The organism is Psychrobacter sp. FME6 (assembly GCF_014861365.1).
Lineage (GTDB): Bacteria > Pseudomonadota > Gammaproteobacteria > Pseudomonadales > Moraxellaceae > Psychrobacter.
Window position 1 is genome coordinate 20,870 of sequence record NZ_RRYW01000007.1, and the last position, 15,995, is coordinate 36,864.

The following is a 15,995-nucleotide window of genomic DNA, read 5'->3' on the forward strand; positions in this document are numbered from 1 at the left end:
CTAATTTCAAATATTAAATATCCAGATTAGATACCGTCAATGCATTCTCTTCGATGAAAATACGGCGCGGCTCGACATGATCGCCCATTAGACAGGTAAACATATGGTCAGCGGCAATCGCGTCTTCAATCGTCACGCGTAGCATACGACGGTTTTCAGGATCCATCGTCGTATCCCAAAGCTGATCCGCGTTCATCTCACCCAGCCCTTTATAACGCTGCACAGATAGACCTCGACGCGCATCCATCATCATCTGCTGCCATAGATAATCAAAATCACGTACTGGAATATCTTTGGTCGTACCCGCCGATGCTTCACGGCGGATAAAGGCATCCTCTGCAAGCAAGGTATTCCACTCGCTCGATAAGCGCAGCAGCTTGCTGTATTCGCCTGAATTAATAAAGCTAGCATCCAACAAATAATGATGGGCCAACTGATGCACATAAACAGTAATACGTGGGAGCCACTGTGCTTTAGTGGTTAACGTTTCACCATCTACCGCTACTTCAGCCTCTACTTCTGGTTTCATACCCAACAAATCAGCAGCGGCGGCATCCATATTTTTTGGCTGCGGCGCATGAATATTAACCAACTCAATCTCAGGGTTTAAGTCACTACCGAAGCGCTCAAGCTGGGTTTGCATGGCTTCTTTCCATGCTTGCATCGCTGACTTGTCATAAGTCATGTCGGTGCTAAGCTTCGGCGTATGCGTCAAGGCATCTAAAACCACCGCCGGAAAACGAATCTGCAAACGTGCTTTTATCAGCTGCGTTTGGTTATAATCATTGAGTAGTGTTTCTAACGCTTGGCCAGTGATGGCAGGCGCGTCAGCACTGATATGTAGCTTAGTGCTATCAATCGTCGATGACAACAAATACGCTTTTAGCGCTTCATCGTCTTTTAGATACAATTCTTGACGGCCTTTTTTTACCTTATAAAGCGGTGGCTGAGCGATATAAATGTAACCGCGCTCAATGAGCTCAGGCGTTTGACGGAAGAAAAACGTCAATAGAAGGGTGCGAATATGTGAACCATCGACGTCCGCATCGGTCATGATGATGATTTTATGATAGCGCACTTTATCAGGATTATATTCATCTGGGCCGATACCGCAGCCAAGTGCGGTAATCAGGTTACCGACTTCAGCAGAAGACAGCATTTTGTCAAAACGGGCACGCTCAACGTTGAGGATTTTACCTTTTAATGGCAAAATCGCTTGGGTCTTACGGCTACGACCTTGCTTAGCACTACCGCCTGCAGAGTCACCCTCCACTATGTATAGCTCGGATAATGCAGGGTCTTTTTCTTGGCAATCTGCTAACTTGCCCGGTAAACCAGCAATATCCAAAGTAGTCTTACGGCGAGTCATCTCACGTGCCTTACGCGCCGCATCACGCGCACGTGCCGCATCGATAATCTTACCGGCGATTGCTTTACCAGCGCTTGGGTTTTCAAGCAGATAATCATTAAACTTATCATGCATCGCTGATTCGACAGCCGATTTCACTTCGCTTGAGACCAGCTTATCTTTAGTCTGACTCGAGAACTTTGGATCTGGGACTTTAACAGAGACAATAGCGGTCAAGCCTTCACGGGCATCATCGCCGGTTGCGACGACTTTTTCTTTTTTGAATAAGTTTTCACGATCCATATAGCTGTTTAAACCACGGGTCAATGCCGAACGGAAGCCAGATAAATGCGTCCCACCATCGCGCTGCGGGATATTATTGGTGAAACAAAGTACTTTTTCGTTATAAGTATCGGTCCATTGCAACGCCACTTCGACACTGATGCCATCATCTTGTTCACTGACAAAATGAAAGACCTCGTTAATGCCATCTTTGCCAGCATTGATGTAACTGACAAATTCTGACAAACCACCTTTATGCTCAAACTCATGACGCTTATCGATACGCTCATCGGTTAGGACGATACGCACACCAGAGTTGAGGAATGATAATTCACGTAAGCGTTTGGCTAAAATATCGTACTCAAAGATGGTGCCAGTAAATACGTCATTACTGGGGTAAAAGCGGATTTGCGTACCAGTTTGCTCGGTCGCTTCCATCTGTTGAATTTCGCTGTCAGGGACACCATCAGTATAAGTCTGATTGTAATGATAACCTTCACGCCAGATATTCATCTCAAGCGTTTTGGATAGCGCATTAACCACCGAAACACCGACACCATGTAAGCCGCCCGAAACTTTATAGCTATTATCATCGAACTTACCACCTGCGTGCAGTACGGTCATAATAACCTGCGCCGCAGACACGCCTTCTTCTGGATGGATATCGACGGGAACACCGCGACCATTATCCATCACACTGACAGATTCGTCTTCATGGATAATGATATCAATTTGATCACAATGACCAGCGAGCGCCTCGTCAATAGAGTTGTCCACCACCTCAAAGACCATATGATGTAGACCCGTACCGTCATCGGTATCACCGATATACATACCAGGGCGCACGCGTACTGCTTCTAACCCACGCAATACACGAATATCTTTGGAGCTATAATCAGACGGTAACCCTTCAGAAACCACATCTGGTGCAGTAGTTGCTGCCACGTGGTCTGTCGTTAATTGCTCGTGGTCGGTAGGTAATGAATCACTCATGTGCATTCCTTAATCTAGCCGTAATCAGCCGTTTGTTATGAGCGCACCACTACGATGACGCTTTATAACGTTATTTTGGACTTAAATACTTGAGACTTAAATATTGTAGTCAAAACCTTTGATATGCATTATTGGTTAAAACAGGGTTAACCAAAAAATTTGAGTGTTGATATCGACTTAAAAGCAACTTAAGTTCCAGCGTTTCACCTGTCTAACATTGGCTTCTTTTTTTTAAACATTATCAAAGCCAATGGAGTAAATGAAACGTATAACTATCAACTACTTATAAAATTACGGACAATAAAAATCATCCATATAATGCCATCAAATAACTTACTGAAAACAGGACAAAAATAAAGCTCTATTTTAGCATTTTTTTGCCTCTAAGTCACTGTTTACTGAGAGCTTTATCAATACTAAGCGCCCTTTTTAAAATAGTGATTGTTTTGATAAAAAGATGAGATGAAGAACCATAGATTTGAAGGTTTTATAGAAAGAGAAGTGAGCAATGAGAATGCTGATGGTAAAAAACTCTATCAAAAAAACAAAGTACTTATAAAGCTAAAATATCACCCTGTTTCACATGAAACACTTTAGGTTCTGACCATAACTGTTGCACCAAAGGCACAATATCATCGGTCAAACTGGTCATGAATACTTGACACGGCAGCCGTGCTAAAGCCGATAGTAGAATCTGTATCGCCCGACCATCTAATTCTGCGGTGATATCGTCTAATAATACGACTGGTGTGGCTTTTAATTTTGAGTCATTGCTCGGTAAACCCGTATCGCTTTCAGCATTAAGTAACAATGGTAACTGTGACAAGCGTAATGCCGTGATGAGTAACTTTTTTTCACCACGAGACAATACATTAGCGGCCTGCTCTTTTAGGATGGGCAACTTAGTACTTACCTCATTTTTTAACGGCGCACTCGTCTGTGTGTGCTCACGACTCATGTCAACTGCCTCATTCGAGCGCCAATGCACATGAACATCAGCACGATGATTGCCGATACGGGTATAGCCCAATTGCAAATCCTGCTCTAGACGCTCGTTGAGCTGTACGTCAAGCGCAACATTGGTATCATAGCCAGCGTTATAGCTCAGACTCAATTGCTCAGCATAAGCTGGCAATAATTGCACAATGCTTTCAGAAAAATAAGGCTGCCACTCTGTAAATATACGCTCACGATAATGATGGATAAGCGCTGCATGATTACTAAGCCCTCTATCCCATGATTTTAGCTCAGCGAGTTGCACTTGGGTTAAATGACGGGTCTTTTTTAGCAAACTATTGCGCTGTTTTAGCAGTCGTTGATACGCTACCCATTGCGGATGAAAGCCTTGTTTCATGTGAAACACCAACCAATCTAATAGCTGGCGACGACTGGCACTACCCTGCTCTAACATATCCATGGTCGATGGATCTATCAGTAGTGTTGGCAGTTGCTCGGTTAGGATGCTTTGGTTATAAACGGTGGTTTGATTAAGACGTAGAATGGTCGTCGCATCGATTTGCTTTTGAATGGCTAAGGTACTGCCATCAATGAGCTTAGCATAGACGATGGCTGCTGGTTGATGATGCTGAACATAGCGCTTTGGTTGACTATGCCGAAAGCTTTTACCACGGGATAATAAGAATATAGCTTCAAGTAACGAGGTTTTCCCACTACCATTGGCACCGATAATGACATTGCAAGCAGCTGATGATAAGTTGACATAGGTTAAGTTGCGAAGATGAGATATTTGCAGACGTTCAATCATAGTACCGACAGCCGCCTAGTGAGATTGCTGTTTTAATAACAGGCAAAAGTTTGATAAACCAGTTAAATATAGAAGGTTATATTATATAATATAGCACTCGATTTAAGAGTGCTTATATTTATATATAGGGCGTGTTTGATCCTTCGGCGATGGCACTAACAGAGACTGCAAAAGATTTATAACCAATACACTGTATCGTCTTTATAGTGAATCTACTATATACGCATCGGCATAATGACATATTGATGAAACTCATCATTCAGTTGATTGACCAAAACGGAAGCATTTGATTGGCTCATGTGCATTTGCAAATCGCCTTGGATGACACCCAATACATCTTGCAGATATGCAGCATTAAACGATAGCTCCATTGGCTCACCTTGATATTTTGCCTGAATCATCTCCACCGCTTCATCTTGCTCAGCGTTGTTGGCACGTACTTCTACCATGCCATCACTGGCAAAATTAAACACCACACCGCGAGATTTTTCATTACTTAAAATTGCTACACGGCGCAGCACATCGGTCATTTTTTCTTGATTGAATAACGCCAGTTTATCCGTATTGCTTGGCATAACGCGGCGATAATCAGGGAATTTGCCATCTATCAAACGCGCGGTAAAGGTCACCATCAGATTTTCACTGACCTGCCCTGCACTATCCACATCGCCGAACGGCAAACTTACTTGCAAAAACTCACGCCCGAAGCTCAGTGTCACTGCGTTGTCTTGATCACCAAGCATTTTACCTAGCTCAGCGGCCAAGCGTTCAAGCTCAATCACCGCTTTACGCGGCAAGATAGCCTGCATATTTAAATCAGCATTCACATCGATAACACTGCGCGCCAAAGCCAATCGGTGCCCATCGGTCGCGACCGTCGTCAATTGCTGCTGTGACACATCAAACAACATACCAGTGAGGTAATAACGCACATCTTGAATCGCCATCGCAAACTGGGTCTTATGAATCAAATCCGTCAGGCGGCTACGACTGATGGTCAAGGGTGTGATGTTTTCAGGATTGCCCAAACTTGGATAGTCTTCGCTAGGTAATGTCCCCAAGGTGAAGCGGCTTTTGCCACTGGTCAGCAAACAGCGTTCATTTTCTTGAGTGGCGAGATTGACTTGCGCTTGAGCAGGCAGCGACTTACAGATATCTTTCAATTTCGTCGCCGGCAAAGTTGTTGTACCCGCTTCGATACAAGCACCCGCAGGCAATTTCAACGTCGATGTCAGCTCTACTTCTAAGTCAGATGCCGTCAAAATAAGCGCTGACTCAGACAGCTGTAACTTAATATTGCCCAAGATGACCATATTGTGGCGCTTATCCGCCGCCTTGGCTATCAAGTTAATGGCTTTTAGTAACGACTCTCGATTAATCGATAATTGCATGCTTAGTTACTCTTGTTTAAAGGGTTTTCTTGTTTAGATGACTTTTTGAATGGTTATTTTTATAAAATTTAAAATAATGGCTTAATAATACCTTGTCTACTCACTATAATCCATCAATGTCTATGCGCTCGATATGGTCAATATTATAAACCATATCGAGCGACTAAAACACAGCCGTAGCAAAGGCTGCTAACCCGCTTGTAACATCAATGCAAGCGTTTTGTAATCCTTGTCAAACGCTGGATCCGCTGCTCGCAACTCATTAACTTTATCACAAGCATGCATCACCGTCGTGTGATCGCGTCCACCAAATGACTGTCCAATCTCAGGAAAACTATCGCCAGTTAGCTCTCGTGAGAGTGTCATTGCTATTTGACGCGGTCTGGCAATACTGCGCGTACGTTTACGACCCATAATATCTTTGACCGTTACATCATAATATTCAGCGACCACCTTACGAATATTATCCATATTAACGGCCTGTACCCGCATCGCTACGATGTCTTTTAGCGCATATTGCACCATCTCTAGTGTAATTTGTGCGCCCGTCAAGTTAGCGTTGGCAAATACTTGATTTAACGCCCCTTCAAGACGCCTGACATTAGAAACCACATTTTGAGCAATGAATAGGGCGCACTCTTTAGGCAATGTCATGCCATACGAAGCCGCTTTTTTCTGCAGAATTTGTACGCGAGTATCAATTTCAGGTGGATCGACAGCGACCGTTAAGCCCCAAGAAAACCGCGATCTAAAACGTTCATCAAACTCCGTCATTTGTGATGGATGACGATCAGAAGCCAAAATCAGCTGTTTGTCACCACTAGTAAAATCAGCAAATAATGTCAAAAACTCATTACTGCTTTTAGTCTTTCCTGCTAATACATGAATATCATCTACAATTAATAAATCTACTTTTTTTATTTTCTTTTTAAAATCTTCTATTTTATTATTTCTTAAAGAATAAACTAATTGATTAATAAATTTTTCAGAAGTGAAATAATAAAAACTTTGATTATTTTTTAAATAGCGATGTGCTACAGAATGCATTAAATGCGTTTTCCCCAACCCAGAAGGCCCGTATATAAATAGTGGATTGTGGCGATTTTTTGATTGGCGCTTACCAAGCTCATAACAGGCTTTGTAGGCCAGGTTATTGGACTTACCAGTGACAAATGTCTCAAAAGTAAAATCAGGGTTTAGATAGCTTAAAGATTTGGCATCAGCAGAGTCGATTAACTCTGCATGCCGCATATTGGCATCAATATCTGCTTTTGCATTGTTATGATGAATGGTTTCAAATTTATGATCAGCAGGGGGAGGGGAGGGCTTATCCTCTGTAAACAAAGACCCTGACTGTGGTTGGCTATTATCGCCTGTGTCACGTCCAGCGTTATCGACGCGAACCACAACTTCTTCGATACTTCCTTGACTGTGCTTAGCGACCAACTGCTGAATATCTTGCAAATGATTTTTTTTAATATAAGTCACAAAGTAATCATTAGGAGCAAGAATAATAAGAGTTTGTGCTTCTTGATGGGCAGACAAAGGTCTCAACCACATGGTAAATACATTGTCTTTGACGTTGTAACGCAAGTCGTTTAGACATCTATCCCAAATATTTGCTGTGTCTATCATGAAAAATACTAACCCTATAAACTAAAATAATAGATGTGCCTAAGTGGTATAAACCTCTTATCTAACACTAAATACTGCCCATCATTATTCAGCCAAAACTACCTTGGCAAAATGATAAAAAACCATAGAGTGGGCAGGGGTTAATCTAACACAGAAGCCTGTGGATAACACCTTGTTTTTTGTGGATAAGGCTGTGGATAGTTTTGTGGATAAGTTTATTACTCGAGTTATCCATATTTAGCCCACAGGTTATCCACAGGCTTACCCATAGTCTAGTCTTTTGATAATAAAAAGAAATTTAGACTTAACCACAGATAATAAGCCTCCCAATAACAACAATATCTATATATATTAATCAATTATTATTATGGATTTCGTTAAATTCTGTGGATAACTTTCAAGAAGTCGATAAAAAGTAACTAAGATGAACCGATAACTACAAGCAATAAATATCAAATAAAAATAAAGAGTGTGGAACAAACTTACTTCTAGCAGAGTAAAAACACACATCAACAAACAAATCCAATTCGTTTATTGACCAATATATTATGGAATGGTATAATCCTCCGCTATTACGAATTTAGTCCATTATTTTGACAGGTGAGTTATGAAACGTACATTCCAACCAAGCGTGATCAAGCGTAAACGTACTCACGGTTTCCGTGCACGTATGGCAACTAAAAAAGGCCGTCAGGTCTTAGCTCGTCGCCGCGCTAAAGGACGTCATCGTCTTACTGTATAATCAGTAGATTGCGATAAGCATGGCTAGTAGTGCTTGTTGTGTATCTATTGTTTATTGGTAGATTGCGATAGTCAATCATCACAACTGACACGTAGCCATATATCAAAAGCGCCCACATAGGCGCTTTTTTTGTCTCTATATTTTGCTATTATTCTAATATTGTTATTAGCTTTCATACTAGGTTGTACTATGTCCAATACTGTCTCAGCGATACCTACCGCCCGCTTCACTAAAGAGCAACGCTTGCTAACGCCTAACGCCTTTCGTGAGGTGTTTGATGCGCCTGAGCGTAAGCTGCATCAAAGCCATCTCATGGCCTTTGTACGAACCAATACGCATGACCAACCACGAGTAGGTATGGCTATCACTAAGCGTAAAGTACCTACCGCGGTCGCTCGAAATCTCATTAAACGGCAGATACGTGAGCAGTTTCGAATAAAATCTTCTATCTTAGAAAATAAAGATATTGTTTTCATTGTTAAAAAATCTATAAAAGAGTTAGACAATAAAGAATTGAAAAAACAAATAAATAATATTTTTAAAAAAATAGAAATTAAATAAAATGAAAGTTTTATTAAAAGATAAAAATAATTTTTTAAATAAGTCTATTGTTTATTTGATTATCTTTTATCAAAGAGTAATAAGTCCAGTAATACCTGCTCGTTGTCGTTATTACCCAACATGCTCGAATTATGGCAAACAAGCTTTGGCATGGCACGGTGTTCGAGCGGGGGGTTGGTTGTTATTAAAGCGTATTGGTAGCTGCCACCCTTTAGGTGGACATGGCGTTGATTTTGTGCCGCTACCTTTAGCTTCTTATGTTTATCAATACGTACCTTTTACTACTTCATTAAATATGAGTCTTCAAGGTATTGGTGTTTATCGAGACAACAAAAGCTATGTTTCACGGCTAAATTATTTGATGAGTTTGACATAATGGTAAGAGTCTCATGGCGCTGGTATCAGGTCTATTAAGTTACCCACAAGTTATCCACACTCTTGGTATCATTTAAGGCAGAATTTTAGTAAAATAATGCACATTTTATGTAAATGACTAGCAATATAGTTGTCAGATATCAAGATAACTTTGTTGTATGGTCACGACACATGCCCTAATTTTTCATTCCCTAATTTTTTAATCTAGGAAAGGTTTATGCAAAAGATATTTCGGGTGATGATCATCATTGCGATGCTAATCACCGCTTATCTGCTGATTTTGGCATGGCGAGATGATTATGCCGATGCGCCAGCGGTAGATGCAGTGCCAGAAACCACCTCTTCAGTAGGTGCTGACATTCCTTCTACCACCGGTGCAGCAGGTGATATTCCGTCACAGACGCTACCTGTTGATAATGGTGCAGTCGATATTGGTACGGTGACGGCTACTCCTGCTAAAGATGCAGGTCTCATCACGGTAACCACCGATCGCTATGATATAAAAATTAATCCAGAAGGCGGTGATATTGTTTATGCTGCTCTCAAGCAGTATGACGCGACACTCGATAGTGATAAACCTTTTGTATTGTTAGAAAATAACAGCAATCGTGTGTACGTGGCTCAATCTGGTCTAATCGGTCAAAATGGTATCGATACGGCAGAAGGCCGTGCTAATTATAGCCATACTGCTAATAATTACGTGATGGAAGAAGGTCAACAAACGTTGTCTGTACCGCTTACTTATAAAAAAGATGGCGTGACAATTACCAAGACCTTTACCTTTACTGAAAATAAATATCCGATTGATATTAGCTACCAAATTCAAAACGCTTCTACCAACGCGTGGCAAGGTCAGATGTTTGCGCAGCTAAAACGCGATGACAGTAAAGACCCTGGCATGTCAGATAAAGGCGCACTGAGCATGGCGACTTATTTAGGCGGCGCTTGGGGTACACCTGACGATCCTTATAATAAGCTAAAATTTGGCAAGTTCAGCGATAGTGGATTGGCCACGTCCAGTGATAAGGGTTGGGTCGGCATCGTACAGCACTATTTTGTCTCTGCATGGACGCCTGAAAACTTTACGGGTAAATTCTTTAGTCGTGAAACGGGAAATGATTACTTTATTGGCTTTAATAGCGAAGTAGTCAATGTAGCTCCAAGCAAGCAAATGACGTTAAACGCGACACTGTATGCCGGTCCAAAGGTACAGTCTGAGCTAAAAGATGTGGCAGTCGGCCTTAATAAGACCGTCGATTATGGCTTGTTATGGCCAATATCGAAGATATTATTTGCTATCTTGGATGGTATTCATAAGGTTATCGGTAACTGGGGTTGGTCAATTATTGGACTGACTGTTTTAGTGAAAATTGCCTTAATGTGGTTTTCGAATAAAAGCTACTACTCAATGGCGAAGATGCGGGCTATCGCACCTCGTCTAGCAGCGCTAAAAGAAGAGCATGGCGACGATCGTATGAAGATGTCGCAAGAGATGATGGGCATTTATAAAGAAGAAAAGGTCAATCCGATGGCGGGTTGTTTACCAATTCTTATGCAGATGCCAATATTCTTAGCGCTTTATTGGGTGCTGGTTGAGAGTGTTGAGCTACGTCATGCACCATGGATATTATGGATTCAGGATCTATCAGCGATGGATCCGTGGTTTATCTTGCCACTGCTTATGGGTGCATCGATGTTTACACAGCAGCAGCTTAACCCGCAGCCAGCTGATCCAATGCAAGCAAAAGTGATGAAGTTTTTACCTATTATCTTTACCGCATTTATGCTGTTCTTCCCAGCTGGTTTGGTACTATACTGGACAGTGAATAACTTGTTTAGTATGACCCAGCAGTATATTGTTAATAAGAAAGTTGAAGAAGAACAAAAGCGTCGTACCGTCAAGGTAGTCGATTAACCAGTCTTCAAATAGAACCAGCATTGATAAAACCATCGCGTCAGCGGTGGTTTTTTTATAGCTGGTCTATATGTACTATGGTTGACACTAAATACATTTTTTTTGACGCGTGACTGGTATTAATTTTTGTTGCTTGCTGTATCTACGCTGACAGAGGCTGCAAAAAATTAATACCAATCGCACTGTATTTTTCTATATCGAATTGACTATATAGTCAGCTCAAAATAAAAACGATGCGCTTGTAGTAAAGTAATAAAGTAAATAGTAACGTGCTGTTGCTATCCAAAGTTTGCTTTGTCAGTCTGCGTCCAGCCGTCTATAATGGAGTTTTTAGCTAGTGAGAGTAATTGTGGATTCTTTAGAGAAGCCGTCGACTGCACCTAATTCATCTGAACAGCCCAACGCATCTGGATTGGCCACGATTGCTGCTATTGCAACACCGCTTGGGCGTGGTGGTGTCGGCGTTATACGGCTATCAGGCGCACGCGCACATGACATCGCGTGTAAGCTCACCGGTAAGTCAGAATTTAAACCACGTATGGCCAGTTTTTGCCGTTTTTATCAGGCTGATGGTACGGTCATTGACGAGGGTTTGGTGCTGTATTTTAAGGGACCAAACTCATTCACAGGCGAAGATGTGATTGAACTGCAAGGGCATGGCGGGATGATTTTACAAAACCAGCTGCTAGCACGTGTCTTTGAATTGGGGGCAAAACAAGCGAGTGCCGGAGAGTTTTCTTACCGCGCTTTTGATAATGATAAACTGGATTTGGTACAGGCAGAGGCAATCGCTGACGCTATCGATGCGACCAGCGCTGCTGCTGCAAGTAGTGCGATTCGATCGCTTAGCGGTGAGTTTTCACAAAAGATTAATCAGCTGCTTGAGCAGTTAATTCACCTGCGACTCCATGTAGAAGCGGCTATTGATTTTCCTGATGAGGAGGATGTGGACTTCTTATCTGATGGGGTTATACAAACTCAGCTGGAGCAAACACAAGCCAAGATACAGCAAGTACTAGCAACGGCAAAACAAGGACAGCTGTTACGCGATGGTATTCACGTGGTGTTGGCGGGCAGACCTAACGCGGGTAAATCAAGCTTATTGAATCGTTTGGCAGGACAAGAGCGTGCTATCGTCACCGACGTAGCAGGCACCACTCGCGATACGCTGCAAGAGACAGTGGTTCTCAATGGTTTAACGCTGCATTTGACTGACACCGCTGGTTTGCGCGAGACAGAAGATACGGTTGAGCGCATTGGCATTGAGCGTGCTAGAACAGCAATTACTCAGGCTGATATGCTGCTGATGGTTTATGATGTCACCCGTGATCTTGAAGAGGAAATCACACCCTTACAGCTCGCTGAGCAGCTATTTGGTGAGCTGCCAGAAGCCAAGCGCTTATTAATTATTGCCAATAAAAGTGATCTATTAAGGGACAGTAGTGGCGCACAAATCGACTCTGATTCGCAACTTGAAATAGAAAATCGTGGCTACGAACAAGTTAATGTTTCATGTGAAACAGGCGTAGGTATCGATAATTTAGTCGAAACCTTGTGCGCTAAAGTAGGTTTCCATCCCCCAGAAAACAGCCTAATCGCTCGCACACGGCATATAGATGCACTCAGACGGACGGCGGATTGTTTGGCAGAGGCGCATGAGCAGTTGACCGTCTTTCAAGCAGGAGAATTGGTTGCCGAAAGCTTACGCCAAGCTCAACAAAGCTTAGGCGAGATAACAGGTGAGTTCAGTGCTGATGATTTGTTAGGTAAAATATTTGGTAGCTTTTGCATTGGTAAATAACCCGTTGTATGCTCCATCTTAAAATAAGGAAAATGCTATGCACTGCCCATATTGTAATGCGTCAGAGACCAAGGTTATTGACTCACGGCTTGCCGCGGAAGGTGCTCAAGTGCGCCGCCGCCGCTCATGTAATAGTTGCCAAGAGCGTTTTACTACTTTTGAGATGGTAGAGGTGGTAATGCCTAGAATTATCAAATCGAGCAGCAAAATTGAGCCGTACGATAATGAAAAGCTGCGCCGCTCTATCTTACTACCATTACAAAAGCGTCCTATCACTATTGATGAGCAAGAGGCGATGATTAGCCGTATAGAAAAGCGTGTTAGACAAATGGGAGAGCGTGAAGTAAGCAGCAAGGTTTTGGGTGAAATCATCATGAGTGAGCTCAAAACTTTGGATGATGTCGCTTATGTACGCTTCGCAAGCGTCTATCGTGATTTTCAAGACATTGATGCTTTTCATCAAGAAATCGCCAATATTCGACCCAATGAAAAATAAGCTGAATCCTTTATTTTCTTAGATATAGTAGCTCCACTATAGAATAAACAACGATTACTGGATAAGTTTTGCGCCGCCTCTTTCTGCATAGCTTCTGATAGCTTCTGTCAGTGCCATGGCTGAATGTTCAACACGCCCTAATAACTCTCACTCATTGATTAAGTTAACCCCTATGTCAATTCAAAACCATTCTCAAGACTCGCAAGACCGCTACTTTATGATGCTTGCTATCGAACAAGCCAAGCAAGGCTTGTATACGACTAGACCCAACCCAGCAGTGGGCTGTGTCATCGTCCAAGCAGCAGAGATCGTTGGTCAAGGGTATCATCCTAAAGCGGGAGAGCCGCATGCAGAAGTGTTTGCGCTCACAGATGCTGGAGAGCGGGCAGTAGAGGCAACTGCTTATGTGACCTTAGAGCCATGTAGCCATACGGGGCGCACACCGCCCTGTGCGTTAGCCCTTGTGAATGCTGGGGTGAAACGTGTGGTGATTGCAGGGCTCGATCCGAATCCACAAGTTGCAGGACACGGGGTGAGGGTATTAGAGCAAGCTGGTATTGAGGTAACGGTTGGTGTATTAACCGAGCAAGCAGAAGCATTAAATCGTGGGTTTTTAAAGGCAATGCGCACCCAAATGCCTTATGTGAGGCTCAAGATTGCCACCAGTCTTGATGGTCGCACAGCGATGGCAACTGGGGAATCTAAGTGGATTACCTCCGCTGCTGCCCGTGAAGACGTACAGAAGTTACGGGCGCAAAGTGGCGCTATTATTACGGGTAGCGAAACTGTCATGGCTGATAATCCCCAGCTTAATGTTCGCTCCCATCAACTAGGTATCACCCCCGAGCAAGTTCCCGCTCCCAAGATAGTGGTACTCGATAGACGTCAACGCTTAGCGTATAGTCCACAATCTAACTATCAGTTGTGTCGCAGTACCGAGACGCTGTATTGGCGTGAAGACAATTTAAACGACTTACTTACCGTTTTGGTCAATGAACATAAGTGTTATGACGTGTTGATAGAAGCCGGTGCTAGCGTGGCAGGCAGTTTTTTAAGTCAGCAACTGGTAGACGAGCTGATTGTGTACCAAGCGCCTTGTTTGTTAGGGTCTCAAGCGCGGCCAATGGTGGAGTTTAATCCACTATCTTTGGCTCAACAGCTGCGCTTCGATATTCACCGCCATGAGCAGCTAAGTTCTGACCTAAAAATTACTTTATTACCGCTATAAACCTGTTAGTTATAAACAACTTACTCACAGCTTGGGCATAATGTGGGTTGAATGTGGATAACTAAAAATGCTTAATCAAGGTTTCACATGAAACTGTGCATAACTTTGTTCCACATGAAACAATCGTATCTAGATTTCCATTAAAGATAATAATTTTAATATAAAAATCAGTTACTTAGTCTGATTTTTTAAAGTATGGAGTTTTTAGCTAGAAAAATACTTGTTGTGGATAACTTTACGTAAACCAAGGTTTTAGGGTGCCTTGGGTTGTTTTACGATTACTTATCCACAACTTATCCTATGATAAGCATAAGATAAGCAGACGTTTCACCAAGAAATAGACCATATGCGAACGCTGATAAGAGTTTTAGGGGCTGTATAGAATTCAGCTAAGGAACTGACAGAGACTATTTTTTAGGCAATTCGACGCCAAAAATAGTAAGTTTAGTCATTCTAAGCGCGATAGTTTTGGCTATGAAGTGGCAAAAAATAGTCCTGTTCCTTCGGACTGATGCTAAAATCGGCCCAGACGTTGTTGTAAATCTAGCTAAGGTCTCGACATTACCTTCGATTTACGCCTAGTCTGGAATTATTTTAGCGATCAGCAGTCCTAATAGATGAATTCTATACAGCCCCTAATCAATTAAAATATATTGTTTATAGCAACAATATAACCATGAGATGAGGTCAATATGTTTACTGGAATTATAGAAGGTGTTGGAAAGGTTAAGTCTATGCAGCCTATGGGCGGTGACATACGCTTAACGATAGAGTCTGATGAATTGGATTTTGGCGATGTAAAGTTAGGAGATTCTATTGCCTCAAACGGTATTTGCTTGACCGTCGTCCAACTTGGTAGCGACTATTACTCTGTTGATGTTTCACGTGAAACTATCGCTCGTACCGCCCTAGAAACGTTAAAATCGGGTCATATTGTTAATTTAGAAAAAGCGATGCTACCGACCACGCGTTTTGGTGGTCACATTGTCGCCGGTCACGTAGATGGAGTAGGCGTAGTTAGCAAGCTACAACAGGATGCGCGTTCTATTCATATCGAAATCACCATACCATCAGAGCTGGCGCATTATACAGCCACTAAAGGTTCTATTACGGTCGATGGTATTAGCCTGACGACCAATCTGGTACGTGACAATATTGTCTCTCTAAACATCATCCCGCATACCGCTAAAGTGACCAATATTGCCAAGCATTGGCTGGTAGGCAGCAAGGTTAATATCGAAGTCGATATCGTCGCGCGCTATTTAGAGCGTTTATTAAATAAATCGCAAACGAGTGGTATGAATGCACCAAACCCACAAAGTCAGTTATCTGAGGCATTTTTAGCAGATAATGGCTTTATGAAGTAGATATTGGAGAGATATAAAAACAGGTTATTAGGTCGTGATTAAACTATCGGCAGAACAGATTTTTTCTGTATAAAGTGTTTAGAGGTAGGCAGTTCT

At 42.3% G+C, this 15,995-nt stretch carries 12 protein-coding genes; 8 read left to right on the plus strand and 4 right to left on the minus strand.

What is annotated here, in order from left to right:
- Positions 1 to 13: 13 nt before the first annotated feature.
- The 4 genes from gyrB to dnaA form a co-directional block, all read right to left on the minus strand.
- Entirely contained in the window at positions 14 to 2,623 is a 2,610-nt protein-coding gene (gyrB, locus tag EI162_RS02005; RefSeq protein WP_225735235.1) for a DNA topoisomerase (ATP-hydrolyzing) subunit B, read from the minus strand.
- A gap of 553 nt (positions 2,624 to 3,176) precedes the next feature.
- A complete protein-coding gene (gene recF, locus EI162_RS02010; protein WP_192522762.1) occupies positions 3,177 to 4,388 on the minus strand; it encodes a DNA replication/repair protein RecF in 1,212 nt (403 codons plus the stop codon).
- Positions 4,389 to 4,603: 215 nt separating this feature from the next.
- Positions 4,604 to 5,779 carry a DNA polymerase III subunit beta gene (gene dnaN, locus EI162_RS02015; RefSeq protein WP_192522763.1) on the minus strand — a complete coding sequence of 392 codons (1,176 nt, stop codon included), beginning with the start codon at positions 5,777 to 5,779 and terminating at the stop codon, positions 4,604 to 4,606.
- 189 nt (positions 5,780 to 5,968) lie between these two features.
- A complete protein-coding gene (dnaA, locus tag EI162_RS02020; RefSeq protein ID WP_192522764.1) occupies positions 5,969 to 7,414 on the minus strand; it encodes a chromosomal replication initiator protein DnaA in 1,446 nt (481 codons plus the stop codon).
- Positions 7,415 to 8,021: 607 nt separating this feature from the next.
- Here dnaA and rpmH point away from each other — a divergent pair.
- The 8 genes from rpmH (at position 8,022) to EI162_RS02060 (ending at position 15,899) form a co-directional block, all read left to right on the plus strand.
- Positions 8,022 to 8,156, plus strand: coding sequence for a 50S ribosomal protein L34 (rpmH, locus tag EI162_RS02025; RefSeq protein WP_007394757.1), 135 nt, complete (start codon positions 8,022 to 8,024; stop codon positions 8,154 to 8,156).
- Positions 8,157 to 8,345: 189 nt separating this feature from the next.
- Positions 8,346 to 8,717, plus strand: a complete 372-nt coding sequence (gene rnpA, locus EI162_RS02030; RefSeq protein ID WP_192522765.1) for a ribonuclease P protein component — start codon at positions 8,346 to 8,348, stop codon at positions 8,715 to 8,717.
- A 1-nt stretch (position 8,718) separates the two neighbouring features.
- Positions 8,719 to 9,093, plus strand: a complete 375-nt coding sequence (yidD, locus tag EI162_RS02035; RefSeq protein WP_192522766.1) for a membrane protein insertion efficiency factor YidD — start codon at positions 8,719 to 8,721, stop codon at positions 9,091 to 9,093.
- A 216-nt stretch (positions 9,094 to 9,309) separates the two neighbouring features.
- Complete coding sequence (gene yidC / locus EI162_RS02040) at positions 9,310 to 11,007, plus strand: membrane protein insertase YidC (protein ID WP_192522767.1); 1,698 nt, start codon at positions 9,310 to 9,312, stop codon at positions 11,005 to 11,007.
- Between the two features lie 412 nt (positions 11,008 to 11,419).
- A complete protein-coding gene (gene mnmE / locus EI162_RS02045) occupies positions 11,420 to 12,808 on the plus strand; it encodes a tRNA uridine-5-carboxymethylaminomethyl(34) synthesis GTPase MnmE (protein ID WP_192522790.1) in 1,389 nt (462 codons plus the stop codon).
- Positions 12,809 to 12,845: 37 nt separating this feature from the next.
- Complete coding sequence (gene nrdR, locus EI162_RS02050) at positions 12,846 to 13,304, plus strand: transcriptional regulator NrdR (RefSeq protein WP_192522768.1); 459 nt, start codon at positions 12,846 to 12,848, stop codon at positions 13,302 to 13,304.
- Positions 13,305 to 13,476: 172 nt separating this feature from the next.
- Entirely contained in the window at positions 13,477 to 14,532 is a 1,056-nt protein-coding gene (gene ribD / locus EI162_RS02055; protein ID WP_192522769.1) for a bifunctional diaminohydroxyphosphoribosylaminopyrimidine deaminase/5-amino-6-(5-phosphoribosylamino)uracil reductase RibD, read from the plus strand.
- Positions 14,533 to 15,224: 692 nt separating this feature from the next.
- Positions 15,225 to 15,899: a riboflavin synthase gene (locus EI162_RS02060; protein WP_192522770.1), complete on the plus strand. Its 675-nt coding sequence runs from the start codon at positions 15,225 to 15,227 to the stop codon at positions 15,897 to 15,899.
- Positions 15,900 to 15,995 lie beyond the last annotated feature (96 nt).

Coding starts and splice junctions, on each gene's coding strand:
- rnpA (WP_192522765.1), top strand. CDS start 8,346: ATGTCCAATACTGTCTCAGCGATACCTACCGCCCGCTTCACTAAAGAG.
- dnaA (WP_192522764.1), bottom strand. CDS start 7,414: ATGATAGACACAGCAAATATTTGGGATAGATGTCTAAACGACTTGCGT.
- rpmH (WP_007394757.1), top strand. CDS start 8,022: ATGAAACGTACATTCCAACCAAGCGTGATCAAGCGTAAACGTACTCAC.
- yidD (WP_192522766.1), top strand. CDS start 8,719: ATGAAAGTTTTATTAAAAGATAAAAATAATTTTTTAAATAAGTCTATT.
- ribD (WP_192522769.1), top strand. CDS start 13,477: ATGTCAATTCAAAACCATTCTCAAGACTCGCAAGACCGCTACTTTATG.
- yidC (WP_192522767.1), top strand. CDS start 9,310: ATGCAAAAGATATTTCGGGTGATGATCATCATTGCGATGCTAATCACC.
- dnaN (WP_192522763.1), bottom strand. CDS start 5,779: ATGCAATTATCGATTAATCGAGAGTCGTTACTAAAAGCCATTAACTTG.
- EI162_RS02060 (WP_192522770.1), top strand. CDS start 15,225: ATGTTTACTGGAATTATAGAAGGTGTTGGAAAGGTTAAGTCTATGCAG.
- nrdR (WP_192522768.1), top strand. CDS start 12,846: ATGCACTGCCCATATTGTAATGCGTCAGAGACCAAGGTTATTGACTCA.
- gyrB (WP_225735235.1), bottom strand. CDS start 2,623: ATGAGTGATTCATTACCTACCGACCACGAGCAATTAACGACAGACCAC.
- recF (WP_192522762.1), bottom strand. CDS start 4,388: ATGATTGAACGTCTGCAAATATCTCATCTTCGCAACTTAACCTATGTC.